Origin of the sequence: Luteibacter sp. UNCMF366Tsu5.1, assembly GCF_900119235.1 — a bacterium.
GTDB classification, from domain to species: Bacteria; Pseudomonadota; Gammaproteobacteria; order Xanthomonadales; family Rhodanobacteraceae; genus Luteibacter; species Luteibacter flocculans.
The window spans coordinates 197,040-222,794 of sequence record NZ_FPIS01000001.1 but is presented as its reverse complement, the minus strand read 5'-3'; the positions used below and the strand labels follow the sequence as shown (position 1 = coordinate 222,794).

Sequence of the window (25,755 nt, the reverse complement as noted above, 5' to 3'; positions counted from 1 at the left end):
TGCCGACGGATCAGGCCGGCACGGCCCTGCCCTCGTTGACCAGGCGCTCGCGCTCGGCGAGCAGCTTGTCGAAGGCGGGGGTCGGCAATGGGCGGCAGAACAGGTAGCCCTGCAGCTCGTCGCAGCCGTTCATGCGAAGGAACTGGAGGTGCTGCTCGATTTCCACGCCCTCAGCCACCACCCCGCGCTTCAGGTGATGGGCCATCTCGATGGTGGCGCGCACGATGGCCTCGTCATCGGGGTCCACACCGATGTTGCGCACGAAGCTCTGGTCGATCTTGATTCGGTCGGCCGGCAGGCGACGCAGGTAATCCAGCGACGCCGCGCCCGTACCGAAATCGTCGATCGCAATCCGGCAGCCCATGGCATGCAGGGCATCGAGGGTCTCTACCAGGTGCGGCACCGTCTTCACGCTGATGCTTTCGGTCACCTCCAGCTCCAGCTGGTGCGGATCGAGACCCGTGTCCCGCAGGACGGTGGCAACCACCGAGGCGAGATTGGACTGCATCAACTGGACGGCGGAAAGATTGACACCCAGCCGCAGCCCCAGGCCGTAGCGTGATTCCCACGCCTTGGCCTGAGCGCAGGCCGTCCGCAGCACCCACTCGCCGATGGGCACGATCAAGCCGCTCGCCTCGGCCAATGGAATGAAGAAGGCCGGGCTGATCATGCCGAGCTCGGGATGCTCCCAGCGGACCAGCGCCTCCATGCCGACGATGTCCTCGCTGGATGCTTCGACCTGCGGTTGGTAGAAGACACGCAGTTCGTCGTTGCGCACCGCGTGACGCAGGCGTGCCTTCAGTTCGGTCTGCTGTTGCTGGGTGGCGTCCACGTTATTCGCGTAGACCTGATAGTTGTTGCGACCGAGACTCTTGGCTCCGTACATCGCTTCGTCGGCGTGGCGCAGAAGCAGCTCGCCTTCCACGGCATCGTCGGGGAAGTACGAGATGCCTACGGAGACCGTGGCCTGCAGCTCGGAGCCGTCGTCCAGCGAGAGCGGCACCTCCATCGCCTGCACGACCTTTTCGGCGATGCGCAGCACGTCGTCGCGCTGGATGATGTGGCGCAGGATCATGGTGAATTCGTCGCCCGCGTAGCGCGCGATGGTGTCGGAGGCGCGCACGCTGGCACGCAACCGCTTCGCCACCGAGACCAGCACCTTGTCGCCTACCGCGTGGCCGAGGGTCTCGTTGATGCTCTTGAATCGGTCGAGATCCACCAGCAGCGTGGCGAAGCATTCGCCGGTGCGCTCGGCCTCGCGGATCGTCGTCTCGAGCCGGTCGTTGAAGAGCAGCCGATTGGGCAAGCCCGTCAGCGTGTCGATCAGGCCGCGCACCCGCCCTTGCTCGCGCGCACGACGCAGTTCCAGTGCGCTGGCGAAACGCGCAGTGGCGGCTCGCAGCGCGAGGCCGAGCACACGCGCGTCGCTGCCATGCCGCCTGCGACCGGCCAGCAGCGCGCCGAGCACGTTGCGGCGTTCGTCCAGCAGAGGCAGCAGTACGTACGAGCGCAGTCCGAGCGCCTCGATCAACGGGTCGCCCATGGGCAGGTCGGACGTGGCATCGAGGGACAACAGCGATTCGCCGCCGAGGCATATCTTCAACAGCGGCAGGTCGCTGGCATCCGGCCATTCGACCTGACCGGGTGCATTCCAGATGCGTGCCACCACCTCGGGGCCCAGTTCGCTCTCCGGCAGCGCGGACCAGACGGCAACCACGTCGAGATCCAGCACGTCGGCGATCATGGCCGCCGCTTCACCGATGCCTTCGTCGTCGCTCTGGCAGCCCTCCAGCGAGGCGAGCAACGCGAGGGCCCGCTGTGCCGAGTCTGCCGAGCGCAAGTCGCGGAAAGCGACCGCGATGCGGTGCTGGCCGCGGTCGACGACGTGGCGCACGTCGGCCTCGCCGACGATCTCCCCTCCGTCGCGGCGGCGCAGCGTACAGGCCAGGCCGTCACCGTCGGGCACCGGCCAGGTCGCCCCGTCGGCAAGCACGATCAGCTCCTGAAGCAGCCGGCCCTGCACCGGACCTTCAGCGGCACACAGCCGCTCCATCGCCGCACCGCTTTCGACGATGCAGCCGTCGGGCGTGGATGCCACGACCCAGGCCGCACCCGCATCGAACGCGAAGCGCCAGTCCGGCTGTACCGGGCCGCCGACCGATGTCGGCGGCGGCGCGTCGAGCGCCGCACGCACGCGCTGGGCCAGTTCGGTCGGGATCGCGCTCTCTCGGAGCCAATCGATGGCGCCCTCGGGCGCCACGCCCGGCGTGTCGTCCACGACGTGGACCAGGGGCAATGAAGCGTAGGCGGGAAAGCTGCGCAGAATCCGCAATCCGCGGGTCACCTCGGGATTCCCGTCGGCACCGACCACGACCACGTGCAACGGCGGCGCATCCGCCAGCAGCGTTTCGAGCTGTGCTGAGTCGCGGGCGCTCAACAACACGAAGCCGCCATCGAGGTCGAGGGCATCGAACACGGCACGACGCACGTCGCGGCGCGGCGTGAAGATCAGTACACCCAGGGGTTCGGTCATGCGGTACGTACTCACACGACCCAGCGACCGTCGCGCAGGCGCGGCGCGGCGGAGCGCGCCTGCCAGTCGGCGTCGACGAGGACCACGTCATTTTCGAACGTGGCGAGGAGGCTGGGGCTGGCTCCGATGAGCACGACACGCCGGACGTGACCGGTCTGTGCGCGCGAAAGTTGCCGTAAAAGTGCACCGTCCGTCGCACTGGGCGCACCGGGCGGCATGTCCAGGAGGTACACGCCGAAGTGCAGGCTCTGCAGGATGTAACGCAGGGCGTCGCCAAGTCGGAGGCATCCGGGTACCCGCATCTGCGCATCGCGCAGGCTCACCAGCCCTTCCGCATGGCGCCACAGGTACACCGCCTGGCCGGTGCGCCGGGCTACCAGACGAAACTGTTCGAGCAGCAGCGTCGTGTCGCCAGCCTTCAGCGCAACCAGCGGCCCCGAGGCCGAAAGGATGCGGTCGAAGACATCGGTTCCTGCGTTGGCATCCATGAGGGGTCGTACGGCTTGAGTGGCGCGAAGTATCCGCCGAAGACGGGTGCCGCGCCAGCCGTGTACGGGGGAGCGTGGCAACACGCCATACGGTCGGGTATCTCGCATTCGGCCAAGGGGAAAGGTATGGTGGTGCGCTCATTCGCCACCGTACGACCGCCATGTTCGAAGGACTCCGATTCAAGCACTGGAAGACCAGCGAGGGCGACGACGGCATCGTCGTCCTCACCCTCGACCGCGAGGGGGCGAGCGCCAACGCGCTGTCGCGCGAGGTGCTCGACGAACTGGACACGCTCGTGGAGCGTCTCGCCATCGAGAATCCCCGCGGCGTCGTCATCCATTCGGGCAAGCCGATGGGCTTTGCCGTGGGCGCGGATATCCGCGAGTTCGTGGAATACGCGCAGACCGGCAGCGTGCTCGAGAACATCGAGAACGGCCAACGCGTGTTCGAGAACCTCGCCCGCCTGCCCTGCCCGACCGTCGCTGCGATCCACGGTGCCTGCCTGGGCGGCGGCGCCGAACTCGCGCTGGCCTGCCGTCTGCGCATTGCGGCGGACGACGACACGACGAAGATCGGCTTGCCGGAAGTCATGCTCGGCATTCATCCCGGCTGGGGCGGCAGTGCCCGGTTGCCGCGCCTGATCGGCGCGCCGGATGCGCTGTCTGCCATGTTGACCGGCAAGCCGTTCAACGCACGCCGCGCCAAGGCCGTCGGTTTGATCGACCGCCTCGCCCGACCCGACGAGCTGCTGGCCGAGGCACGCGAGCTGGCTCGCCGTCCGACCGCCCGCCCCTTCGCGCAGCGCGCCAAGGGCTGGGCCACGAACACCCTGCTTGCTCGCGCGATTCTCGCGCCGATGGTGCGCAAGCAGACGGCGGCCAAGGTACGCAAGGAACACTACCCCGCGCCATTCGCCCTGATCGACACCTGGTCGCGCGGTGGCGGCAGCATCCAGCAGCGACTCAAGGTCGAGGCGAAGTCGGTAGCGAAGCTCGCCACGACGCCGACCGCCCGCAACCTCATTCGGATCTTCTTCCTGCAGGAACGCCTGAAGGGTCTCGGCGGCGGTACGGATCACGGCATCTCGCACGTGCACGTGGTTGGCGCCGGCACGATGGGCGGCGACATCGCCGCATGGTCCGCGCTCAAGGGCTTCCAGGTCACGCTGCAGGATCGTGAGGCCCGTTTCGTGGAGCCGGCGATCAAGCGCGCGCGCACGCTGTTCGAGAAGAAATTGAAGGCACCCGCCAAGGTCGAGGCCGCTGTGGCACGGCTGCGTGCGGATGTCGAAGGCAAGGGCGTCGCGGATGCCGATCTCGCTATTGAGGCCATCTTCGAGAACCCCGAAGCCAAGCACGCGCTCTACGCCGCTATCGAGCCACAGTTCCAGGCCGACGAAATCCTCGCCAGCAATACGTCTTCCATTCCACTGGACGAATTGCGCCAGGGCCTCAAGGCGCCGCAGCGCTTCCTCGGTCTGCACTTCTTCAATCCCGTGGCGCAGATGCCGCTCGTGGAAGTGGTCCGTCACGATGCTCTCGATCCTGCGATCGAGAAGCGCGCCCTCGCCTTCTGCAAGGCCATCGGTAAACTGCCGGTGCCGGTGAAGGGCACGCCCGGCTTCCTGGTCAACCGCATTCTCATGCCTTACCTCATGGAAGCGATGCGCCTCTACAACGAAGGCGTGCCGGGACCGGTACTCGATCGCGAAGCGAAGAAGTTCGGCATGCCCATGGGCCCGATCGAACTGGCGGACACCGTCGGTCTCGACGTCTGCGCCTCGGTAGGCAAGGAACTGGCACCGTTCCTTGGGCTCGAAGTTCCGCAAGGTCTCGAAGAAAAGCTCGCCGCGAACAAGCGCGGCAAGAAGGACGGCGAAGGCCTGTACGTGTGGAAGGACGGCAAGCCGGACAAGCCGGAAGTCGATCCCGACTACGTGCCGCCGGCCGACATCCAGGACCGCATGATCCTGCCGATGGTCAACGAAGCGGTCGCCTGCCTTGCCGAGCATGTGGTGGACGACGCCGACCTGCTCGATGCAGGCGTGATCTTCGGCACGGGCTTCGCTCCGTTCCGCGGTGGTCCGATCCAGTACGTGCGCAGCGAGGGCGTGGCTGCGGTCCGCGAGCGCCTGGCTAAGCTCGAGCAGGCGCACGGTGCGCGCTTCGCGAAGAAGGAAGGCTGGGACAATCCGGAACTTGCAGCGCCGGCTGCCTGACCCTACTCGCCGCTATGGCGGCTTCTGCAGGGGCGGGTGCGGCTTGGCGACAACCCTGTGGGAACCGCCATGGCGGCGAGAAGCCAACGAAGCGGTGTGGCCGTGAGGCGCATTCCCTCGTCGCCATGGCGGCTCCTACAATCGCAGCGGCTCCTATAAGAGCCGCGCTCCGTTGTAGGAGCCGCTATAGCGGCGAGCGGTAACGCCTCACCACATCAGGTCGTCGGGAACGCCATCGTCGGATTCATTCACGGCGTTCGGATCGACCATCAGTGCGATGAATTCGGGCGCCAAGTCACGCAGTTCATCGATGACCGCCTTCGCCACGACCAGATAGCGACCGCCCTGCTGCACGACGCCGAGTTCACCGGCGTTCAATGCCACAAGCTGCTTCGCGTCGACGTACACCCGGCGAATCTTCTCCCCGTACGGGAAATGCCGTACCTGATCGGCGTCCGGAAGATTCAGCGCCTTGCCTTTCAGCAGTTCCTCGACCTTGCGCTTCTTTTCCTTGCGCAGGCGCGCCTGCTCCGCGGCAGCCGCCTCGGCTTCGCGCCGCTCGTTGGCTTCCTTTTGGGCACGAATCGCATAGGCCTTGGCGAGATCGATCTCGCCATCCTTGCGCGGCGGGCGCGGCGTACCGTTCGATGGCTTACCACCCTGGGGCGGCCTCTGGCCCGACCTGCCGCCTTGCTGAGGGCGGCCGCCCTGCTTGGGGCGGTTGCCGGCATAGGGCTGCCCACTCGTCGAGGCGTTGCCGCCCTGGCGCTGGGGTGGCGTGGACTTCCGTTTCTCCTCGTGAATTTCCTTCACGAGGCCACTCTTCAACAACTGGTCGCGCAGGGACTCTGCCATGATCGGTAAGGCTCGTTCGTTTACTTCAATAGTGCGGCGGTGGCGGCTCGTTCGCGGCATCGCTGCCGAGACCCGCACGCATGTTCACGAGGTCCGAGCGCAAGTCGCGCACGGCTCGCTCAAGCAGATCCAACCGGCGTGCGATTTCCACGTCGGCGGACGAGAGCCCGTTGACCGTATCGTCGATGAAGGCGAGACGCACCTCCAGCTCCGTGATGCGATCGTCTACGTCAGCCATGCTCGCGCCCCACGAGGCTGCGACCGCGGCCGATGCCGTAGTACGCGAGCCCTGCTTCCTCCACGATGGCGGGATCGTAGAGGTTGCGTCCGTCCACGATGACCGGCGTGCGAAGCAAGGACTTCACGCGCTGGAAATCCGGGCTGCGGAACGCCTTCCACTCCGTGACGATGGCCAGCGCGTCCGCACCTTCGAGAGCATCATAGGGATGCGCGACGAGGACGAGATCGTCGCGCTCGCCGTAGATGCGTCGTGCCTCATCGGAGGCCTCGGGATCGAATGCACGGACCTGGGCACCGGCATCCCACAACTGTTCCATGAGGCGGCGGCTCGAGGCTTCGCGCATGTCGTCGGTATTGGGCTTGAACGCCAACCCCCAGACGGCCACGGTGCGACCCTTCAGGTTGCCGCCGAAGTGCTTGGAAAGCAGCGCGAACAGGCGCGACTTCTGCCCATCGTTGACCGCTTCCACCGCGCCGAGCAGGCGTGCGTCGTAGCCCACCGAATGTGCCGTGCGCGCCAGCGCCTGCACGTCCTTCGGGAAACACGAGCCACCATAGCCCGCGCCGGGATAAATGAAGTGATAGCCGATGCGCGGATCGGCACCGATGCCCCGGCGCACGAGTTCCACGTCGGCACCGACGTGCTCGGCGATGTTCGCGATCTCGTTCATGAAGCTGATCTTGGTCGCGAGCATGGCGTTGGCTGCGTACTTGGTCAGCTCCGCCGAACGCTCGTCCATCACGACCATGCGGTCGTGGTTGCGATTGAACGGTGCATAGAGCTTGCGCAGGCGCTCGATGGCGCGCTCGCTGGACGAGCCGACCACGATGCGGTCCGGGCGCATGCAGTCCTCGACCGCATCGCCCTCCTTCAGGAACTCGGGATTCGATACGACGTCGAACGGCACGTCCACGCCACGCTGCTTCAGGCGCTCCGCCACGGCGGCGCGCACGCGATCAGCGGTACCCACGGGTACTGTCGATTTGTTTACGACGATCGTGTAGCGGTCGATGTGATCGCCGATGGTGTTCGCCACGGCCAGCACGTATTGCAGGTCGGCACTTCCGTCTTCGTCGGGAGGCGTACCCACCGCGATGAACACGACATCGCCATGGGCGATCGCGGGCGCGGCGTCCGTGGTGAAATCGAGACGCCCTTCCGCGTGGTTGCGGATGACCATCGGTTCGAGCCCCGGTTCGTAGATGGGTACGTCGCCCTTCTTCAACCGCTCGACCTTGCTCGCATCCACGTCGACGCAAACCACGTGGTTGCCCATCTCGGCCAGGCAGGTACCCGTAACGAGCCCCACGTAGCCGGTTCCAAAGATCGTGACTTTCATGCAGCTCCCGAAGCGCTCGGCGGATGCGCGTAACACGCGATTGTAGTCCGCCGGGCCTGGGGAGCAAACACGCCGCGTCGATTCGGCAGATGGCCGTCATGGCCCGGCGCCGCGCCAGCGGTGGGAGCCAGCCTGATGGCGATGGGTACTCGCGCCAGACATGGCCGTTGCCGCGGGATCGCGCCAGGGCGGCTCCCACAAAGCCGAAAGGAAAACAAAAAGGGCGCGGATCGCTCCGCGCCCTTTCGGTATTGCTTGCGAGGGTGGCTTACTTGCCGCCGCCCTGCGGTGCGCCCGGGCCCTGGCCCGCCGGCGTCGGACCGGTCTTCAGCAGTTCGACGTCGAAGATGATCGTCGCGTTCGGCGGGAAGCCGTTTTCCGGCTTGGCGCCGTAAGCGATGTTCGACGGGATGAACAGCTTGTACTTGCCGCCCGTCTGCATCAGCTGCAGGCCCTCACGGAAACCCGGGATCACCGCAGCGAGCGGGATCTGGGCCGGACCGGCCGGCTGGTGATCGGCCGAGGAATCGAACTTCTCGCCGTTCACGAAGGTGCCGGTGTAGTTGATGGTGACCGTGTCGTTCGGACCCGGACGCTGGCCGGTACCGGCCTGGACGACCTGGTACTGCAGGCCCGACGAGGTGACCTTCACGCCCGGAGCGGACTTGTTCTTGGCCAGGAACGCATCGCCTTCCTGTTTGTTCTGCGCGGCGACCTTGTTGTACTCAGCCTCGGCCTTGACCTTGAGCTGGGCAACGAACGCTTCGCGAACCGACTTGGCTTCGGCTTCCGTCATGGTCGGCTTCTGGCCCGAGAGCGCAGCCTGCAGCGCCTTGGCGACCGTAGCGGCATCCACTTCCTTCGCGACGAGCGGCGGAAGCGAGCTTGCGAGATCCCAACCCACGACATAGCTGGCCTTCTGCTTATCGACCGGTGCCGCGGAGGCAGCCGGCTTGGCGGCCTGGGCGGATGCGCCCGCGGCCGTACCCAGCGCAACCGCCAGGGCGACGGCCGTCATCGTGGGACGCAAAAAGTGCTTCATTCGATACTCCCTCTATAGGAAAGATTCGGCGACGCCGCCGGTACACCTCCTTGTGGAGGCGGAAACGCCATTGTGCGGTGGTTCGCGTCCTGCTTGCAATGACGGGGCGAGAGACAGGGTTTCACACGAAAAGTTCAGAAACCTTTCCGAGAAATGATGAATCGGTCACTCCCCGGCATCGTGCCCCGGCTTTTCGAGGGTATCGCGAATGGCGGCCTGGAGCCGGGCGTGGACCTGGACCAGCACCCGCCAGAGTAGCCAGACCAGCCCGATGCCGATCAGCACGAGCACCAGGGCCACCTCCCGGGGCGGCAGGATGGTCGAGGCGAGCGCCGCCACGAGCAGGCCGAGGATGAGCATGGCCGCCAACGGAATCAGCCGCCCCAGGATCGAGCGGATACGGAAGGTACGAGCGCCGAACCGGTCCGGAATCGACAGTTCGGCCAGCAGCATCCCCAGTGCCCCGGCCTTGCGATAGGCCGCCACGACCATGGGCAGCGACAGCAAGGCCGCGAGCGACCAGGCGAGGCTGCGACGCACGGTCGGCTGGTCGGTGAAAAGATCCAGATGCAGAAATCCGCGCCGGTAGGCGAAGGCCACGATGATGAAGACCGCGACCACCAGCGCCATGTTGATGACTACGTGCCAGACGAGCCGGCGGATCATCTTCATGACGATGGCGCCCTGCCCTTGCAGTCCGAGGTTGCCCATCCATTCCGTATAGGCGCCGAACACGCTGATGAAGCGGTTGGGCAAGACGCGGCCGAGCAATCGGGCCAGCGGATCGGAGGAACGAATCAGATACGGCGTGAGGAACGTAGTGATCGCCGATACCGCCACCGCGACTGGATAGAGGAATCCACTGGTCACTTTGAGCGTGAGTCCGAGCGACGCAATGACGAACGAGAATTCGCCGATCTGCGCCAGGCCCATACCCACGCGCAACGACGTCCGTCCGTCGTTGCCGGCGACGAAACTGCCGAAACTGCAGGTAATGACCTTACCGACCACCACCGCGATCGTGACCACGGTGATCGGCCACGCGTATTCGAGCAACAGCTGCGGATCGATGAGCATGCCAATGGCGACGAAGAACACGGCGCTGAACATGTCGCGCACCGGCATGATGATGCGCTCGATGCGCGCCACGCTTTCGGCCTCCGCGACGATCGCGCCGATCATGAAGGCACCCAGCGCCACGCTGTACCCCATCTCGGTCACGAGCAGGCAGAAACCGAAGCAGATGCCGAGTACCGCCACCAGCAACACGTCGTTGCGGCTGACCCGGGCGATGTAATCGACGACGCGCGGCACCAGCAGCAGACCCACGACCAGCGATACCGCCATGAACAGACCGAGACGCCCGATCGTCGCAAGAGCCTGGCTCGCTTCCACACCGCCCGTACCCGCGATACCGGTCAGCAGCGCCATCAACACGATCGCCAGCAGATCCTCCACGACGAGGATGCCGAACATGAGCTGCGCGAAGCGCTCGCGCTTGAGGCCAAGATCCTCGAGCGCCTTCATGATGATCGTGGTGGACGAAATGGAAAGCATCGCGCCCAGGAACAGCGAGTCCATGGCGGACCAGCCAAAGAAGCGGCCGATCTCGTAGCCGATCCACACCATCAGCACGATTTCCGCGAATGCGGCCACCAGCGCAGCGCCGCCGACTGCGCGCAGCTTCTTCAGACTGAATTCGAGACCCAGCGCAAACAGCAGAAGGATCATGCCCAGCTCGGAGAGCGTGCGAATCGTCTCCTCGTCGTGGATGAAGATCACCGGGAGCGTGTGCGGGCCGATCAACACGCCGGCAATGATGTAGCCGAGCACGACCGGCTGCCTGAGGCGCTGGAAAAGCACCGTGGTGAGTCCGGCCACCAGCATCACGGTGGCCAGGTCCTGGATGAAAACGATGCCGTGCATGCCTGCCCCTGTGGATATGGACGGACAGGTTAACCCGTGCGTCGCCGTGCGCACGCGTTCGACATGCAAACCACGACGCGTGCCGACTCGTACAAGTGCGTGCCACGCCTCGGCATTCTCGAAATGTCGAAAAAAAATTTACAAAAAGTGTAATGAACGCTTGACGGAATCACGGTGCGGACGTAATCTTTGCGGCTTCCAGCAGGGGGCCATAGCTCAGCTGGGAGAGCGCCTGCATGGCATGCAGGAGGTCGCCGGTTCGATCCCGGCTGGCTCCACCAACTTCTAGTACGTCCCCATCGTCTAGAGGCCTAGGACATCACCCTTTCACGGTGGCGACCGGGGTTCGAATCCCCGTGGGGACGCCACTTTCCGGTCCGCCGGAGAGTGTAAAGGACTAAGGAAGTTGGTAGTTGTTGGAAGTTGGAAAACGTAGTGTGGAGCGGTAGTTCAGTCGGTTAGAATGCTGGCCTGTCACGCCGGAGGTCGCGGGTTCGAGTCCCGTCCGCTCCGCCATTACTTCCAAAGAAAGAATCCGCCATTGGGCGGATTTTTTTTTGCCCGAAATTCCGGAAACCACGCTCCGTGGAAGCAGCCGTTGGGAGCCAGCCTGCTGGCGATAAGCCAACGAAGCGGTGTGGCAGTGAGGTAAATTCCGATCGCCAGCAGGCTGGCTCCCACCGGCTGCTTTCCATCGGCACCAGGGTGGCTCCTACCTGTGCTCTTGGCATTTACCCATCTACCCGCTCCAGCGTCCCGATCGAATGCCCCTGCTCCGCCAGGTATTCGAGCCAGCGGCTGAGAAACCCGTTCATGCGCAGACGATGCTGCAGCACCGTGTCCGCGGGCGGGAACGGGCCCAGCACCTGCCAGAGCTTGCGGCCGGGATGGCAATGCATGGCCTCGGCGACGTGTGCATCCGTATACATGCGTAGCTGCGCCGAGGGTGACGGTTGCCCGGTGGCCTCGTCGAGGAAGTCGTAGGTGAGTTCGAGTTCGAGCGTGTACGGGTGTTTTTCCTGCACGTCGAGCATCACCTTGAGGCCATCGTCGACATCCGAGACATAGCGGCCTGGCGCCAGACGCTGTGGCGCGAACAGCCGTGCCAGCCGGTGGTAGTTTTCCGCGTACAGACCCATCAGGAACTCGAAACGTCCCGGGATCAGCGCAGTTGGGCGGTCGATGACGGCGGTCATGAGTAAGGCGTTGCTCCGTGGCGGCTCTCGTCTAATACATGTGGCGCTCGATACCGAGGTACTCGAAGATCTTGCTGGAGATTTCCTCGATCGAGGTGTGCGTGGTGTTGAGGACGGGGATGTTCTCCCGGCGCATCAGGCGATCGGCCTGTTCCAGTTCCCAGCGGCATTGCTTCAACGTGGCGTAGCGGCTGCCGGGGCGGCGCTGCTCGCGGATCTGTGCCAGGCGGACCGGATCGATGGTCAGTCCGAACAGCCGGCTGCGGTAAGGGCGGAGGCGGGTCGGCAGTTCCAGCTTGTCGAGGTCGTCGTCCGTGAGCGGATAGTTGGCGGCACATACCCCGTAATGCAAGGCCATGTAGAGGCAGGTGGGGGTCTTGCCCGAACGGGACACCCCGACCAGCACCACGTCGGCCTGGTTGTAATCCACGTCCAGGCCGTCGTCGTGAGCCAGGGCATAGTTCGTGGCCTCGATGCGGGCCTCGTAACGCTCGAAATCCACCAGGCCGTGGGACCGGTTCACAGCGCCGGATTGCTTCGCACCCAGTTCGGCCTCCAGAGGCTCGATGAAGGGGGCGAACACGTCGAGCATCAGCGCACCGCTGCCGGCCACGATGTCGCAGAGGCTTCGCGACGTCATCGTATTGACCACAATGGGCCGTTGGCCGTCCTGGGCGTACTTGGTCTTGATGCGCAGCGACGCCGCCTCGGCCTTCGCCGGGTTGTCGATAAAGGGCAACCGGTGGGTGTCGAACTGGACCCCCTCGAACTGAGCGAGCATGCTGTTGCCGATGGTCTCGGCCGTGATGCCGGTCGAATCGGAGATGAAGAACACGGTGCGGCGCATCGGGCGTTTTCCCTGCGTTTGGCTCATGGGAACCACCTTAGCTCAAGACGCCGGGATGACAATCCACCCCGCATGATCCCTGAACGTTTGTGCATCGCGCCTTGTATCGGCCGCGACCGGCACTCGACAATGCGCGGATTTTCTAGCGCGGCCCGCCGCAAAACCGACGAACCGATGTGAGGACTTTCCTTTGAGCGACCTGGTACTTTGGCTCGACGCGCTACGCATGACCGACCTGGGCAAGGTGGGCGGCAAGAACGCCTCCCTTGGCGAGATGATCGGCAACCTGGCGAAACTGGGTGTTTCGGTGCCGGGCGGATTCGCCACCACGGCCGATGCCTTCCAGACCTACCTTGAGAAGAGCGGGCTGGCCAAGCGCATCGCCGAACGCCTCGCCACCCTTGACGTGGACGACGTGGACGAACTCGTCCGCGGTGGCAAGGAGATCCGCGGCTGGATCGTCGACACCGCCCTGCCCGCCGATCTCGAACAGGCCATTCGCGACGCCTACGTCAAGCTCTGCAAGGACGCCGGCGCCACCGACATCGCGGTGGCCGTGCGTTCCTCCGCCACCGCCGAGGACCTGCCGGACGCCTCGTTCGCCGGCCAGCAGGAAACCTTCCTCAACGTCGTCGGCATCGACGACGTGCTGCACAAGGTGAAGGAAGTCTTCGCCTCGCTCTACAATGACCGCGCCATTGCCTACCGCGTGCACCAGGGCTTCAAGCACGAGGACGTGTTCCTCTCCGCGGGCGTGCAGCTCATGGTCCGCTCCGACGTCGGCGCGTCGGGCGTGCTGTTTACCCTCGACACCGAGTCCGGCTTCCGCGACGTCGTCTTCGTCACCGGTTCGTACGGCCTTGGCGAAATGGTCGTGCAGGGTGCCGTGAACCCGGACGAGTTCTACGTCTTCAAGCCGACCCTGCGCGAAGGTAAGCCGGCCGTGCTGCGCCGCAGCCTCGGCGCGAAGCAGCAGCGCATGGTCTATTCCGATCAGCCGGGCGAGCGCGTGCGCATCGAAGAAACCCCGGTCGCCGACCGCCACCGTTTCTGCGTCACCGACGCGGACGTCGAGGAACTGTCGCGTCAGGCGCTCATCATAGAGAAGCACTACGGCCGCCCAATGGACATCGAGTGGGCGAAGGACGGCAACACCGGCAAGCTTTACATCGTGCAGGCTCGTCCGGAAACGGTGAAGTCGCGCTCCCATGCCACCACGCTGGAACGTTTCCAACTGGGTGAAAAGGGCAAGGTGCTGACCGAAGGCCGTGCCATCGGCCAGAAGATCGGCGCCGGCAAGGCGCGCGTGATCCGTTCGCTCGCCGACATGAACAAGGTGCAGCCCGGCGACGTGCTGGTCGCCGACATGACCGATCCCGATTGGGAGCCGGTGATGAAGCGTGCCGCCGCCATCGTCACCAATCGCGGCGGTCGCACCTGCCACGCGGCGATCATCGCCCGTGAGCTGGGCGTGCCGGCGGTGGTGGGCTGCGGCAATGCGCTGGATACGATTCCCGATGGCGCCGACGTCACCGTGTCCTGCGCCGAAGGCGACACCGGCACGATCTACGAGGGCGTGCTGAAATTCGAGCGCATCACGGCCGACCTGGGCGCCATGCCCGAAGCGCCGCTGAAGATCATGATGAACGTGGCCAACCCCGAGCGCGCGTTCGACTTCGGCATGCTGCCGAACGCCGGCATCGGCCTGGCCCGGCTCGAAATGATCATTGCCAGCCACATCGGCGTGCATCCGAAGGCACTGCTGGAATACGCGAAGCAGGATGCGGAAACGAAGGCACGCATCGATGCACGGATCGCCGGCTACAAAGATCCCGTGTCGTTCTACGTGGATCGTCTTGCCGAAGGCATCGCCACCATCGCCGCCTCGGTGTATCCGAAGCCGGTAATCGTGCGCCTGTCCGACTTCAAGTCGAACGAATACGCCGGCCTGCTCGGTGGCTCGCGTTACGAGCCGCACGAGGAAAACCCGATGATCGGCTACCGCGGCGCCAGCCGCTATGTCGATCAGGGCTTCGCCGAGTCGTTCGGTCTCGAATGCAAGGCGGTGAAGTATGTGCGCGAGACGATGGGTCTCACCAACGTCTGGGTGATGATCCCGTTCGTGCGTACGCTCGACGAAGGCCGCAAGGTGATCGAAGTGCTGCGCGGCAACGGCCTGGTGCAGGGCGAGCACGATCTCAAGGTCATCATGATGTGCGAGGTGCCGTCCAACGCCCTGCTGGCGGATGAGTTCCTCGACATCTTCGACGGCTTCTCCATCGGCTCGAACGATCTCACCCAGCTCACCCTCGGCCTCGATCGCGATTCCAGCATCGTCGCCCACCTGTTCGACGAGCGCGATCCGTCGGTCAAGAAGCTGCTTGCGATGGCCATCCGCACCGCACGCGAAAAGGGCAAATACGTAGGCATCTGCGGCCAGGGTCCGTCGGACCATCCGGATCTTGCCGAATGGTTGATGGAACAGGGCATCGAATCGATGTCGCTGAATCCCGATACCGTGGTCGATACCTGGCTGCGGCTGGCGAAGAAGAAAGCAGGCTGATAGCTGCCTTGCTATGGGAGCCGGGCTGACAGCCTTACTGTGGGAGCCGCCATGGCGGCGAGGGGAGCATGCCTCGCCGCCTCATCGCTCCGTGGGCTTCTCGCCGCCATGGCGGCTCCCACAACTCTCGCAGCTTCCACAGCTTGTCCTATAGGTGTACCGCCACGCCGGCCGCGCGATAGCGAGCTACCATCGCGGGATCGGTATCGGGCGCCACCACCAGATGCGCGATACCGGTAATCGGCACTGTGTGATGCGTGGCCGAAGCCACCAATTTGTCGGGCGTGGCAATCGCCACGGTTTCGCCGCTGGCCTCGATGATCGCCTGCTTGAACACCGTTTCTTCTTCGTCGATCGTCCATAGTCCGCGCTGCGGATCGATGGCGCAGACGCCGGGAAAACACAGGTCGGCGCGGATGTCCTGTGCCTGGCGCACTGTGCGCGAGCCGATGGCGCCGCCGATATGCGGATCCAGTCGCCCACCGAGAAGAATCACTTCGAAACCCGGTCGCCCCAGCACCGCCGTCGCGACGTCGGGCGCATTGGTCACCACCGTGAGATCGCGATGATCCGGCAGCGCCTTGGCGAGCGCGGTATTGGTCGATCCCGCATCGATGAAGAGGATATGCCCCTCCCCGACCAGCTCAGCGGCCACTTGGGCCAAGGCGCGTTTCAGTTCCACCCGTTCGTGATGGCGCTCGCCCAGTGGCGCCACGTGCTGAACAAGCAGCGCGCCGCCATAGACGCGGCGACACAGCCCCTGAGACGCGAGATCGCGCAGGTCACGGCGAATGGAATCTTCCGAAACCCGAAATTCCTGAGCCAGATCGGCCGCGACGACGCGCCCCTCGCGGTTGAGCCGATCGAGAATCCGCTGCTGCCGCTCGCGCGGCAATGTCGTGTCGAGCGGAACGTTCACTGCGGCAGGAAACCGAGTTCCACCAGGTCAGCGCGCAACTGCTCCGGCGTATGGAAGTGGATGCCATGGATGCCCAGAGCGTCGGCGGCCTCTACGTTCGTCTTGTTGTCATCGATGAATACGGCACGCGTGGGATCGATGTCGTAGCGATCGAGCAGGGTTCGATAGAGTTTCGGATCGGGTTTGATCATGCCCTCCTCACCCGACACGACGATGCCGTCGAACAAGGTGAGGAAATCGAACCGCTCGCGGGCAAACGGGAACGTCTCGTGCGACCAGTTGGTGAGTCCGTACAGAGGGTGCCCAGCCTCTTTCAGTTCGCGCAGGATGCGCAGGCTGTCGTCGATGGAACCGCCGAGCGTCTCCTCCCAGCGATGCTGGTACGCAGCGATGAGTTCCGCCTTGGTCGGGTGTTGCTCGGTGAGCAGGCGGACCGCTTCGTCCCACGAACGCCCGGCATCCTGCTGCAGGTTCCACTCCGGCGTGGTCACCTCCGCGAGAAAGGTTTCCATTGCTTCCTCGTCGTCGCCGAACAACTTTCGATAGAGATAACGCGGATTCCAATCGATCAGCACGCCGCCGAAATCGAAGATGACCACATCGCGCTTGCTGGGCATGGCTGTTCCTTGAAAGAGGTCAACGCCGCGCGATGGACGCGCAGCACGAGACGACGATGAGCAGCACCGCCACGCCACACAGGGCGATGGACAGGCTGCTGAGATGAGCGACGAAACCAATGGCCGCCGGGCCGGCGAGCATGCCCGCGTAGCCGAGTGAGGTCACCGCGGCGATGGCGATGCCAGGCGACGTGTTGGGCTGTCGCCCCGCGGCACTGAACAGAACCGGCACGATGTTGGATGCGCCCAGGCCAACCAGTACGAAGCCCAGCAGCGCCGTCGGCCCCCACGGCAGGAGGGTGGCGAGGAAGAAGCCCAGTGCAGCGACGAAGGCACCGAAGCGGACGATCGACACGGGCCCGAGCGAAGCGGTGATGCGATCGCCAAGCAGGCGACCGCTGGCCATCGCCACGGAGAAGGCGGCGTAGCCGAGGCCCGCCAGCGAAGGATCGAAGCCGCGCGAGAAGCGCAGGAACACGGCGCTCCAGTCGAGCATCGCGCCTTCCGCAAGAAACACCACGAGACAGAGGAAGCCCAGCAGGAACACCGACGCCGACGGCAACCGGAAGATCGAATGCGTCTGGCCGTCGTCGTCGAGGCGCACGAGAAAATGCCGCCACTGGGTCAGCACGATGACCAGCAGGGCGGCGGATACTGCCAGCGCGCTACCGGTGAGCGGCGCGCCAACCTTCAGCAAGGCCGCCATGCCCGCGGAACCGACCAGCCCACCCACGCTGAAAAGACCGTGGAAGCCGGACATCATGGGTCTGCCCGCATGCTTCTCCACGTCCACCGCATGCGCGTTCATGGCCACGTCCACCACGCCCAACGAGGCGCCGAAGAACAGCAGCGCGGCACCCAGCGCATAGACATTGGGCACGACGGTCAGCAGCGGCAAGGCCACGCAGACCAGCAACGCGCTGATGCAGATGACGTCGCGATTGCCGTAGCGGTTGCTGAGAAAACCCGCCAGCGGCATGGCCGCCACGGCACCGCAACCCATGCACAACAACACGAGGCCCAGCATGGCGTCGTCCAGGCCGAGCCGGGCTTTCGCATACGGCACCATCGGCGCCCAACTGGCCATGCCGATGCCGGAAAGAAGAAAGATGAGCCGGGTCGCTCTGGCGGGATGCATGGATGGCCTCGTCATTAGAACAGGCATGAATGTATGCAATCGTGCATAAACGTGCAATAGAAAAAGATCGCTTGCATGCCCTCGCCGGCCACTGTACAAATGTACGCATGTCGACCCCTACCCTCACCGAGCGTCAGCAAAACACCCTCGCGTTCCTGCGTGAATACCTGCAGGCCCAGGGCATGCCGCCTACGCTGCGGGAAATTGCCGACGCCCTGGGCTTCTCCAGCCACAGCTCGGCGCAGGCATGCGTCGAGTCGCTGGTCCGCAAGGGCGTGCTCGAACGTTCTCCCCAGCACCGTGGCCTGCGCCTGCCGGCGGGCAGCGATCTCCGTCGCGCCATCGCCGCCAACGACCTGCCGCTGGTCGGCCGGGTCGCGGCGGGCTCGCCGATCCTCGCCGAGGAAAACATCGAGTCGCAGCTCGAGGTCGACCCTGCCCTGTTCCGTCCGCGTGCCGACTATCTTCTTCGCGTGGTGGGCATGAGCATGCGCGATGCCGGCATCCTCGACGGCGATCTGCTCGCCGTCCACAAGACGGCCACCGCGAACGACGGCCAGATCGTCGTCGCCCGCCTCGATGACGAAGTCACCGTAAAGCGGTTGAAGCACGAGCGCGACCGTCTGCTGTTGCTTCCCGAGAATCCCGACTTCGCACCGATCGAAGTCGATCCACGTCGCCATGCGTTCGCCATCGAAGGGCGCTACGTCGGCATCATCCGCAGGACCTGACCATGAACGCCATCGTCTCCCCGAATCTTGCCCAGGTGCTCGACCATCCCGGTATCTGGCGTCGGTCCGCCGACCGTCAGCCGCGCGTTCGCGCGCTGTCCACGGGCTGGACCTCGCTGGACGCGAAGCTCCCCGGCGGCGGTTGGCCGCAGGGCGCGCTGAGCGAGATCCTGTTCGAGCACGATGGCCTGGGCGAACTGGACCTGGTGATGCCCGCCCTGGCGGCGCTCACACAGGAACATCGACGGGTGATCTTCGTCGCGCCGCCTTACGTGCCCTACGCACCCGCGCTCGCAGCCGCAGGGGTGGACCTGCGCTTCCTGCACGAGATCAAGGCCGGTAGCACCGAGGCCGCCTGGAGCATGGAGCAATGCCTGCGCTCCGGTTGCTGCGGCGCCGTGGTCGGCTGGTTCCAGGACATCGACTACCGCAGCCTGCGTCGCCTGCAGTTGGCCGCCGAAACCGGCGATGCCTGCGCGATGATCTTCCGCTCGGCTACCCATGCCGCGCAGAACAGTCCCGCGGCGCTCCGCCTGAAGGTCAGCAACAGCGACGAGGCCACCTATGTGGACGTGCTCAAGTCGCGTGGCCTGCTGACCACCACCGCTCCACTGCTGCGCATGCGGGCCTGATGGAAGTCCTCATGACGTTGCGTCGTCCACGCCGTCATGACGGACGCTCCGTCGTCGCCACTCCTACGCAGCCATGCTTTGGGCCTGTCTCCGTTTTCCCGGCCTGGCGTTCTCCGCCGCCTTCGCCGCGACACCGGAGGCAGGCCCTTCTGCCCTGCTCGACCACAAGGCTCGCCAACGCCTGATCGCCATGGCGAATGACGAGGCCGTGGGCTTCGGCATTCGTCGTGGGCAAAGCCTCGCCGCCGCCCGTGCCCTGTGTCCCGCGCTTGAGGTCAAACCGCGCGACACGGACGCGGAAGCGCGCCTGCTTGGTGAACTGGCGGCCTGGTGCTACCAGTTCAGCGGCCACGTGAGCTTGGTGCCGCCGCACGCGATCCTGATGGAAGTCGGTGCAAGCCTCCGCTTGTTCGACGGGTGGCCCGTGCTGGCCGAGCGCCTGCGCCAGGGTCTGCTCGAACAAGGCCATGCCCACACGCTGGCGGTGACGCCGTTCGCCGCGGCCTCGTGGGTGTTCGCTGCCAGTGCCGACGGCATGGTGCTGCCCGAACGCGAAGGCGTGCGTCGCATGCTGGAAGCCCTGCCGCTGAAACAGAGTGGCCTGCCCACGGCCACGGTGAGTTCACTGCAGGCGATGGGTTTTCGTCGGCTGGAAGACGTCTTCCGTCTGCCGCGCCCCGAACTCACCCGGCGCATTGGCCGCGAGGGCGTGAACTGGCTCGACCGCATCCGCGGACAAGCCGCAGATGCCCTGCCCGCCTGGCATCCTCCGGCAAACTTCCAGCAGAAGATCGAATTCGATGGCGAACTGGATGGCAGCCAGCCGTTGTTGTTTCCCCTGCGTCGTCTTACCCGCTCGCTGGCCAACCTGCTCGCCGCGCGCGATGGCGGCGTGCAACGTTTCACGCTGACGCTCGAACACGCGCGCGACGAAGCGACACGCGTGGTGGTCGCCATGGCGACCCCGCAACGCGATGCCGAGCGCCTGTTCGAGTTGGCGCGCACGCGATTGGAACGGACTTCCTTGCCGGCGCCCGCTCGCGCGATCGAGCTGGATGCCGAGGAACTGCCGATGTTCCGGCCTCCCGTGCGCGACCTGTTCGAGCCCGTTCGCGGCGATGGCCTGGATTGGCCCACGCTCGACGAGCGTCTACGCGCGCGCCTGGGCGATGCCGCCCTGCGCCAGATCGCGCTGGTAGCCGATCACCGCCCCGAACGTGCATGGCGTCACGGCACGCCCACGGGAACGATATCGCCACCGCGTGCGCGGCGACCGCTCTGGCTGCTTCCGCGACCGTTGCCGTTACGCCCGAACCCGACTGCCGTGCTTGCCGGCCCTGAGCGCATCGAGAGCGGCTGGTGGGACGGCGGGGACACCCGCCGCGACTACTACATCGTGCGCACCGTCGAAGGCCAGCAAGCGTGGGCCTATCTTCCCGTGGGCACGCTCGACGGCTGGATGCTGCACGGCTGGTTTGCCTGACGATCGACGCGCCATGATGTCGATCGACACGACCCACCTGCTGCCGGCCAATGACGAAGCGGCCGAAGCTCCCGCGTACGCGGAATTGCATGCGCTCAGCGATTTCAGCTTCCAGCGCGGCGCGTCCAGTGCGAGGGAGTTGTTCGAACGGGCCAAGTCCATCGGTTACACGGCACTGGCCATTACCGACGAGTGTTCGCTTTCCGGCATCGTGCGGGGGGTCGAGGCATCGCTGGATACGGGCGTGCCCCTGATCGTGGGCAGCGAGCTACGGCTTTCCGACGGTACCGTCGTGGTGCTTCTGGTCGAGAACCAGGCGGGCTATGCGGAACTGTGTCGATTGATCACGCTCGGCCGCCGACGCGCCACCAAGGGCAACTACGAGCTTCATCGCACCGATCTCGAAGCGCTCGGGCAAGGCCTCTGCCTGCTCTGGTGCCCTGGACCGTACGCCGTCACCGACCCGGCGACCCATGAAGCGCGCGCCGCGTGGATCGCCACGCACTTTGGCGGGCGCGCCTGGCTCGCCGTGGAACTGCATCGCGGCCAGCACGACGAGGTAGCACTGACGACATGGCGCGAACTCGGCGCCCGCCACGGCCTGGCTTGCGTCGCCGCTGGCGACGTCCACATGCATGTGCGCAGCCGTCGCGCCCTGCAGGACGTGATGACAGCCATCCGCCTCAACACGCCGTTGGCCGACGCAGGACATGCCTTGTTCCCCAATGGCGAACGTCACCTGCGTCAACGCGAGACGATCGCTCGCATCTACCCGCGCGACATCGTTGAAGAAACCCTCGTCATTGCTGCGCGATGCACGGGCTTCGACATTCGCGACATCCATTACGTCTATCCGCGTGAGCTGGTACCTGAAGGCATGGATCAGGCCGCCCACCTGCGTCGGCTGACCTTCGCGGGTGCCGCCACTCGCTGGCCGGAAGGCGTGAGTCCGGACATCGTCGAACGCATCGAGAAAGAACTCGATCTCATCGCTCAAAAGCAATACGAAGCGTTTTTTCTTACCGTCGCGGACATCGTCCATTTCGCGCGCTCGAAAAGCATCCTCTGCCAGGGCCGTGGGTCAGCCGCCAATTCCGCGGTGTGCTTCTGCCTCGGTATCACCGAGGTGAACCCGGCACAGATCTCCACCTTGTTCGAGCGCTTCATCTCCCTCGAACGCGACGAGCCACCGGACATCGACGTCGACTTCGAGCACGAGCGCCGCGAGGAAGTGCTCCAGTACGTGTTCAACAAATACGGCCGCGAGCGTGCCGCGCTCGCGGCCACCGTCATCAGTTATCGGTCCAAGAGCGCGGCACGCGACGTGGGCCGCGCGCTGGGTCTTTCCGAAGATCAGCTCGACCAGCTCAGCCGCGCCTACTCGCATGCGCATGGCGACGTACCCATCCCGGAGCGCCTGCGCGAGCGCGGATTCGATACCAGCAGCCGGGTCATCCGCCATCTCATCTACCTGGTGGACGAACTGGTCGGCATGCCGCGGCATCTGTCGCAACACGTGGGCGGCTTCGTCATTTCCGATACGCCGCTGCATCATCTGGTGCCCGTGGAAAACGCGGCCATGGACGAGCGCACGGTCATTCAATGGGACAAGGACGATCTCGAAACCATGAAGCTGCTCAAGGTCGACTGCCTCGCCCTGGGCATGCTCACCTGCATGCGCAAGGCGATCGACCTGCTGCGCGCGCAAGGGGGGCCCGACTATCGACGACTTGCCGACATTCCCGAAAACGACGATGCCACCTACGCGATGATCCAGAAGGCGGATACGGTCGGCGTGTTCCAGATCGAATCGCGCGCACAGATGTCCATGCTGCCGCGCCTAAAACCGAAGGCGTACTACGACCTGGTGATTCAGGTGGCGATCGTCCGGCCCGGTCCCATCCAGGGCGGCATGGTCCATCCCTATCTGCAGCGACGAAAGATGCAGGAACCCGTCGTCTACGAGAAAGGCGTGAAACCGGTGCTCGAACGCACTCTTGGTGTCCCCATCTTTCAGGAGCAGGTGATGAAGCTCCTGCAGGTGGTGGCGGAGTTCAGCGCGGACGAATCCGATGATCTGCGGCGTTCCATGGCCGCATGGAAACGCCGCGGCGGATTGGAAAAGTTCGAACCGAAGATCCGGGAGAACATGGCGAAAAATGGTTACTCGCCCGAGTTCACCCAACAGATCATCGACCAGATCAAGGGATTCGGCAGTTACGGTTTTCCCGAGTCGCATGCGGCGGGCTTCGCTCTTATCGCCTATGCCTCGTCGTACCTGAAATGCCACCATCCCGAGGTCTTTACCTGCGCCCTGCTCAACAGTCAGCCCATGGGTTTCTACGCGCCGGCGCAACTGGTGGCCGACGTACGCAAGCATGGCGTGGAGGTGCGGCCGCCCGACGTCACCGCCAGCCATTGGGACTGCACGCTGGAACCTGTCGCGAGCAATCCGCACACGCATGCCCTGCGTCTTGGCCTGCGCATGATCGCCGGGTTATCCGTCGGTCTCGGCGAACGCATTGCCACCGCTCGGGCACAGTCGCCTTTCCGCGACCTGGCCGATCTCTGCCAACGCGCGAGTCTCAACCGATTCGAGCGTGAACGCCTGGCCGATGCAGGTGCATTGCGAGTGCTCAGCGGGCATCGCCATCGCGCGCGCTGGGAAAGCTCGGGTATCGAGCGCGGCCTGCCATTGATCCATGCCGTGGCCGAGGAACGCCCGGCCCTACGCCCACCCTCGCTTGCGGAAAACGTATTCGCCGATTACGCCACCCACGGCCTGTCGCTTGCTGCCCACCCTCTGCAGCTCATCCGAAAGGCCTTGCTGGCAAGGCGCGCCCGGCGGGCCAGCGATCTCGGACACCAACGTCACGGCACCTGGGTGCGCCATGCCGGCCTGGTCACCGTGCGCCAGCGACCACAGACAGCCAGCGGCATCACCTTCGTCACCCTGGAAGACGAAACTGGACAGGTCAACGTGGTCGTGCGTCCGCGGGTCGCCGAAGCATGTCGCCGCGCCCTGCTCGACGCGGTACTGCTGGCCGTGGACGGCCAATGGCAGGCGATCGACGGCGTGCATCACCTTGTGGCAGTTCGGCTGCACGATTACAGCGACCTGCTGCCGACGCTGGATTCAGTGTCACGCGACTTTCACTGATCGCAGAAACTTGCGATGGCTTAACGACAGGATATTTTTTCCTGAACGGTGCCTCGCCGATTGCTGCGATGCAAGACCCATACGCCGCAAAAAAGGGATAGCGTCTGCACACGCTTTCCACATCCGGTGTTACCGGTAAGCGATGCCATTGCGCCGGGCGTCGCTCGTTCCCCAAGGCGCAATAAATTCCAGGAGATTTCGACATGCGCAACACGAAACTGCTCGTCGCCATGCTCGCCGGCTGTATGACCCTGAGCGGTGCCGCTCTCGCCCAGGACGCGGCGAATTCCGCCGCGCCGACGCCGGCCTCCACCGCTGCCACGCCGACCCAGAGCGCTCACGAGTCGATGAACAAGAGCGGCTCCAGCCATGACTCGATGAAGTCAGGCGACTCGATGAAGTCCACCCACAAGAAGCACAAGAAGAGCAGCACCACCGAGCCGGCCAAGTCGTCCACCGCTGGCGGCATGTAACCGCACACGCGTCACAACGAAAACCCGGCGCCTCACGGCGCCGGGTTTTTCTTTGGTTCTTCCCGCATGATCGGGACGCGTCAGTCGACTTCCGGCAGCACACTGATTTCTTCGTCGTCGATCGTCACGACCTGCCCTGCGCGCACCTTGTAGGTCTTGCGCAGTTCGGTCACGCCATCCACTGCGACGCGACCGTCCGCCACCATGTGCTTACCCTCGCCGCCGCTGGACGCGATACCGACCAACTTCAGCAGGAGATTGAGTTCGACATAGTCGCCCTGCAGGCGGAATTCATGGAACGACATGGCAATGACCTAGGGCGACGGGGTCGCCATTAGAGCGCAATTCGGCCGCCGATGTTGAGCAGCAGGAACGCGTCGTCCGACAACCCGGCATTCGCCAGCGCTTCCGTGAGCAAGCGCGGCGGTTCGTCGAGCTGGTCGTCGGCGAGCTCGAAGACGCCCCAATGGATCGCTATCGACTGGCGGCAAGCGACCTCCTGATGCAGGCGCACCGCCTCGGCAGGGTCTACGTGCTGCCCGCGCATGAACCAGCGCGGCGCATAGGCTCCGATGGGAATAGCCGCCAGGTCGATCGGTCCGGCACGGCGCCCGATCTCTGCCAGAGCGTCGGAATAACCGGTGTCGCCCGCGAACCAGAAACGAAATCCCTCGCGCGCCATGACCCAGCCGCCCCAAAGCGAACGGTTGCGATCCCACAGCGACCGCGCGCTCCAGTGTCGTGCCGGCACGAAGGTGAATTCGGCCCCGCGCACCTCGGTCGTCGCCCACCAATCCAGTTCATGGACATTGGCGATCTTCCGCCGCTCGAACCACCGTTTGAGCCCCAGCGGCACGAGAAACACCACCTGCGGAAAGCGCCGCGCAATGGCGCGCACCGTGCGTTCGTCCAGATGGTCGTAGTGGTTGTGCGAAAGCAGCACCACATCGATCGGTGGCAGCCCGTCCACGTCCACGGGCACGCGTGTGCGGCGCGCCGGCCCGACAAACGACAACGGCGAGGCTCGGTGCCCCATCACGGGATCGGTCAATACGGTAAGCCCACCGTGTCGGACCAGCACGCTGGCATGGCCGAGCCACCACGCGGCATCGTCTTCACCGTCAAAGGTCGCCGCCTGCCACCAGCGCTGTGCGAAGGCGTCGTAACCCTCGGTGGGCGGACGAGGCAGGCCCTGTTCCTTGCGCTCCTTGCGCCAGCGCTGCAAACCACCGGGTTCGCGGGTGTCGGGTTCGAGGTTGCGGAAGCCTTCCGGCGTGTGGTGCGCCTTCGCGGCGTCGTAATGCGGATTCTTCCAGACCATGCGTAACCTTGGGTGACGGGACGCAGGAAGAC

At 64.9% G+C, this 25,755-nt stretch carries 21 protein-coding genes and 3 tRNA genes; 10 read left to right on the top strand and 14 right to left on the bottom strand.

The features are described from left to right. Window positions 1-10: 10 nt before the first annotated feature. Together BT115_RS00915 and BT115_RS00910 are read right to left on the bottom strand one after the other, a co-directional pair. Window positions 11-2,533: a putative bifunctional diguanylate cyclase/phosphodiesterase gene (locus tag BT115_RS00915; protein ID WP_072320686.1), complete on the bottom strand. Its 2,523-nt coding sequence runs from the start codon at window positions 2,531-2,533 to the stop codon at window positions 11-13. 11 nt (window positions 2,534-2,544) lie between these two features. Continuing rightward, window positions 2,545-3,021, bottom strand: coding sequence for a hypothetical protein (locus BT115_RS00910; RefSeq protein WP_072320685.1), 477 nt, complete (start codon window positions 3,019-3,021; stop codon window positions 2,545-2,547). Between the two features lie 161 nt (window positions 3,022-3,182). Here BT115_RS00910 and BT115_RS00905 point away from each other — a divergent pair, with 161 nt between their 5' ends. Then, a complete protein-coding gene (locus BT115_RS00905) occupies window positions 3,183-5,240 on the top strand; it encodes a 3-hydroxyacyl-CoA dehydrogenase NAD-binding domain-containing protein (RefSeq protein WP_072320684.1) in 2,058 nt (685 codons plus the stop codon). A 207-nt stretch (window positions 5,241-5,447) separates the two neighbouring features. On the opposite strand, the gene BT115_RS00900 is transcribed toward BT115_RS00905, so the two are convergent. The 5 genes from BT115_RS00900 to BT115_RS00880 form a co-directional block, all read right to left on the bottom strand. Next, window positions 5,448-6,095, bottom strand: coding sequence for a DUF2058 family protein (locus tag BT115_RS00900; RefSeq protein WP_072320683.1), 648 nt, complete (start codon window positions 6,093-6,095; stop codon window positions 5,448-5,450). Window positions 6,096-6,120: 25 nt separating this feature from the next. Then, the gene (locus BT115_RS00895) at window positions 6,121-6,333 is read right to left on the bottom strand and encodes a SlyX family protein (protein ID WP_072320682.1); all 213 of its coding nucleotides are present in this window, start codon (window positions 6,331-6,333) and stop codon (window positions 6,121-6,123) included. Continuing rightward, window positions 6,326-7,675: a UDP-glucose dehydrogenase family protein gene (locus tag BT115_RS00890; protein WP_072320681.1), complete on the bottom strand. Its 1,350-nt coding sequence runs from the start codon at window positions 7,673-7,675 to the stop codon at window positions 6,326-6,328. The genes BT115_RS00895 and BT115_RS00890 overlap by 8 nt, the downstream gene beginning before the upstream one ends. Before the next feature lie 268 nt (window positions 7,676-7,943). Continuing rightward, the gene (locus tag BT115_RS00885) at window positions 7,944-8,717 is read right to left on the bottom strand and encodes an FKBP-type peptidyl-prolyl cis-trans isomerase (protein ID WP_072320680.1); all 774 of its coding nucleotides are present in this window, start codon (window positions 8,715-8,717) and stop codon (window positions 7,944-7,946) included. A 165-nt stretch (window positions 8,718-8,882) separates the two neighbouring features. Then, complete coding sequence (locus tag BT115_RS00880) at window positions 8,883-10,643, bottom strand: cation:proton antiporter (protein ID WP_072320679.1); 1,761 nt, start codon at window positions 10,641-10,643, stop codon at window positions 8,883-8,885. Window positions 10,644-10,848: 205 nt separating this feature from the next. Between BT115_RS00880 and BT115_RS00875 the strand changes: the two genes are divergently transcribed. The 3 genes from BT115_RS00875 (at window position 10,849) to BT115_RS00865 (ending at window position 11,159) form a co-directional block, all read left to right on the top strand. Continuing rightward, a tRNA-Ala gene (locus tag BT115_RS00875) sits at window positions 10,849-10,924 on the top strand. Between the two features lie 11 nt (window positions 10,925-10,935). Next, window positions 10,936-11,011: transfer RNA gene (locus BT115_RS00870), tRNA-Glu, on the top strand. Window positions 11,012-11,082: 71 nt separating this feature from the next. Continuing rightward, window positions 11,083-11,159 (top strand) — tRNA-Asp (locus tag BT115_RS00865). A gap of 215 nt (window positions 11,160-11,374) precedes the next feature. Here the strand turns inward: BT115_RS00865 and BT115_RS00860 are convergent. Together BT115_RS00860 and BT115_RS00855 are read right to left on the bottom strand one after the other, a co-directional pair. Further along, the gene (locus tag BT115_RS00860; RefSeq protein WP_072320678.1) at window positions 11,375-11,839 is read right to left on the bottom strand and encodes a DUF1249 domain-containing protein; all 465 of its coding nucleotides are present in this window, start codon (window positions 11,837-11,839) and stop codon (window positions 11,375-11,377) included. Window positions 11,840-11,870: 31 nt separating this feature from the next. Beyond that, the gene (locus tag BT115_RS00855) at window positions 11,871-12,686 is read right to left on the bottom strand and encodes a posphoenolpyruvate synthetase regulatory kinase/phosphorylase PpsR (protein ID WP_072320677.1); all 816 of its coding nucleotides are present in this window, start codon (window positions 12,684-12,686) and stop codon (window positions 11,871-11,873) included. A 190-nt stretch (window positions 12,687-12,876) separates the two neighbouring features. Here BT115_RS00855 and ppsA point away from each other — a divergent pair, with 190 nt between their 5' ends. After that, complete coding sequence (gene ppsA, locus BT115_RS00850) at window positions 12,877-15,249, top strand: phosphoenolpyruvate synthase (protein WP_072320676.1); 2,373 nt, start codon at window positions 12,877-12,879, stop codon at window positions 15,247-15,249. 148 nt (window positions 15,250-15,397) lie between these two features. Here ppsA and BT115_RS00845 read toward each other — a convergent pair whose 3' ends face one another. The 3 genes from BT115_RS00845 to BT115_RS00835 are packed head-to-tail and all read right to left on the bottom strand — an operon-like array spanning window position 15,398 to window position 17,923. Next, complete coding sequence (locus BT115_RS00845; RefSeq protein ID WP_072320675.1) at window positions 15,398-16,168, bottom strand: DeoR/GlpR family DNA-binding transcription regulator; 771 nt, start codon at window positions 16,166-16,168, stop codon at window positions 15,398-15,400. After that, a complete protein-coding gene (locus tag BT115_RS00840; RefSeq protein WP_072320674.1) occupies window positions 16,165-16,785 on the bottom strand; it encodes an HAD family hydrolase in 621 nt (206 codons plus the stop codon). Before BT115_RS00840 ends, BT115_RS00845 begins: the two co-directional genes overlap by 4 nt. Before the next feature lie 19 nt (window positions 16,786-16,804). Further along, on the bottom strand, window positions 16,805-17,923 hold the full coding sequence (locus tag BT115_RS00835) for an MFS transporter (protein ID WP_083527219.1): 1,119 nt from the start codon (window positions 17,921-17,923) through the stop codon (window positions 16,805-16,807). Between the two features lie 107 nt (window positions 17,924-18,030). Between BT115_RS00835 and lexA the strand changes: the two genes are divergently transcribed. The 5 genes from lexA to BT115_RS00810 all read left to right on the top strand — a co-directional run bounded on the left by lexA (window position 18,031) and on the right by BT115_RS00810 (window position 24,402). Next, window positions 18,031-18,654 carry a transcriptional repressor LexA gene (gene lexA / locus BT115_RS00830; RefSeq protein ID WP_072322167.1) on the top strand — a complete coding sequence of 208 codons (624 nt, stop codon included), beginning with the start codon at window positions 18,031-18,033 and terminating at the stop codon, window positions 18,652-18,654. A 2-nt stretch (window positions 18,655-18,656) separates the two neighbouring features. Beyond that, entirely contained in the window at window positions 18,657-19,286 is a 630-nt protein-coding gene (gene imuA / locus BT115_RS00825) for a translesion DNA synthesis-associated protein ImuA (RefSeq protein WP_072320672.1), read from the top strand. 73 nt (window positions 19,287-19,359) lie between these two features. Further along, window positions 19,360-20,769 carry a Y-family DNA polymerase gene (locus tag BT115_RS00820; RefSeq protein ID WP_072320671.1) on the top strand — a complete coding sequence of 470 codons (1,410 nt, stop codon included), beginning with the start codon at window positions 19,360-19,362 and terminating at the stop codon, window positions 20,767-20,769. Window positions 20,770-20,782: 13 nt separating this feature from the next. Then, window positions 20,783-23,929, top strand: coding sequence for an error-prone DNA polymerase (locus BT115_RS00815; RefSeq protein ID WP_343124035.1), 3,147 nt, complete (start codon window positions 20,783-20,785; stop codon window positions 23,927-23,929). Between the two features lie 203 nt (window positions 23,930-24,132). Then, window positions 24,133-24,402 (top strand): hypothetical protein, encoded by a 270-nt coding sequence (locus BT115_RS00810; RefSeq protein ID WP_072320670.1) that lies wholly within the window; start codon window positions 24,133-24,135, stop codon window positions 24,400-24,402. Window positions 24,403-24,482: 80 nt separating this feature from the next. Here the strand turns inward: BT115_RS00810 and BT115_RS00805 are convergent, their stop codons facing one another. Both BT115_RS00805 and BT115_RS00800 read right to left on the bottom strand, forming a co-directional pair. Then, complete coding sequence (locus BT115_RS00805) at window positions 24,483-24,707, bottom strand: RNA-binding S4 domain-containing protein (protein ID WP_072320669.1); 225 nt, start codon at window positions 24,705-24,707, stop codon at window positions 24,483-24,485. A 29-nt stretch (window positions 24,708-24,736) separates the two neighbouring features. Then, window positions 24,737-25,723 carry an MBL fold metallo-hydrolase gene (locus BT115_RS00800; RefSeq protein ID WP_072320668.1) on the bottom strand — a complete coding sequence of 329 codons (987 nt, stop codon included), beginning with the start codon at window positions 25,721-25,723 and terminating at the stop codon, window positions 24,737-24,739. Window positions 25,724-25,755: the final 32 nt, after the last annotated feature.

Excerpts from the sequence above, each read along its gene's own strand:
- BT115_RS00820 (WP_072320671.1), top strand. The coding sequence starts at position 19,360 with ATGCTTTGGGCCTGTCTCCGTTTTCCCGGCCTGGCGTTCTCCGCCGCC.
- BT115_RS00815 (WP_343124035.1), top strand. The coding sequence starts at position 20,783 with ATGATGTCGATCGACACGACCCACCTGCTGCCGGCCAATGACGAAGCG.
- BT115_RS00900 (WP_072320683.1), bottom strand. The coding sequence starts at position 6,095 with ATGGCAGAGTCCCTGCGCGACCAGTTGTTGAAGAGTGGCCTCGTGAAG.
- BT115_RS00895 (WP_072320682.1), bottom strand. The coding sequence starts at position 6,333 with ATGGCTGACGTAGACGATCGCATCACGGAGCTGGAGGTGCGTCTCGCC.
- BT115_RS00890 (WP_072320681.1), bottom strand. The coding sequence starts at position 7,675 with ATGAAAGTCACGATCTTTGGAACCGGCTACGTGGGGCTCGTTACGGGT.
- BT115_RS00835 (WP_083527219.1), bottom strand. The coding sequence starts at position 17,923 with ATGCATCCCGCCAGAGCGACCCGGCTCATCTTTCTTCTTTCCGGCATC.
- BT115_RS00800 (WP_072320668.1), bottom strand. The coding sequence starts at position 25,723 with ATGGTCTGGAAGAATCCGCATTACGACGCCGCGAAGGCGCACCACACG.
- BT115_RS00905 (WP_072320684.1), top strand. The coding sequence starts at position 3,183 with ATGTTCGAAGGACTCCGATTCAAGCACTGGAAGACCAGCGAGGGCGAC.
- BT115_RS00810 (WP_072320670.1), top strand. The coding sequence starts at position 24,133 with ATGCGCAACACGAAACTGCTCGTCGCCATGCTCGCCGGCTGTATGACC.
- BT115_RS00910 (WP_072320685.1), bottom strand. The coding sequence starts at position 3,021 with ATGGATGCCAACGCAGGAACCGATGTCTTCGACCGCATCCTTTCGGCC.
- BT115_RS00840 (WP_072320674.1), bottom strand. The coding sequence starts at position 16,785 with ATGCCCAGCAAGCGCGATGTGGTCATCTTCGATTTCGGCGGCGTGCTG.
- BT115_RS00805 (WP_072320669.1), bottom strand. The coding sequence starts at position 24,707 with ATGTCGTTCCATGAATTCCGCCTGCAGGGCGACTATGTCGAACTCAAT.
- BT115_RS00885 (WP_072320680.1), bottom strand. The coding sequence starts at position 8,717 with ATGAAGCACTTTTTGCGTCCCACGATGACGGCCGTCGCCCTGGCGGTT.
- lexA (WP_072322167.1), top strand. The coding sequence starts at position 18,031 with ATGTCGACCCCTACCCTCACCGAGCGTCAGCAAAACACCCTCGCGTTC.
- imuA (WP_072320672.1), top strand. The coding sequence starts at position 18,657 with ATGAACGCCATCGTCTCCCCGAATCTTGCCCAGGTGCTCGACCATCCC.
- BT115_RS00860 (WP_072320678.1), bottom strand. The coding sequence starts at position 11,839 with ATGACCGCCGTCATCGACCGCCCAACTGCGCTGATCCCGGGACGTTTC.
- BT115_RS00915 (WP_072320686.1), bottom strand. The coding sequence starts at position 2,533 with ATGACCGAACCCCTGGGTGTACTGATCTTCACGCCGCGCCGCGACGTG.
- BT115_RS00880 (WP_072320679.1), bottom strand. The coding sequence starts at position 10,643 with ATGCACGGCATCGTTTTCATCCAGGACCTGGCCACCGTGATGCTGGTG.
- BT115_RS00855 (WP_072320677.1), bottom strand. The coding sequence starts at position 12,686 with ATGCGCCGCACCGTGTTCTTCATCTCCGATTCGACCGGCATCACGGCC.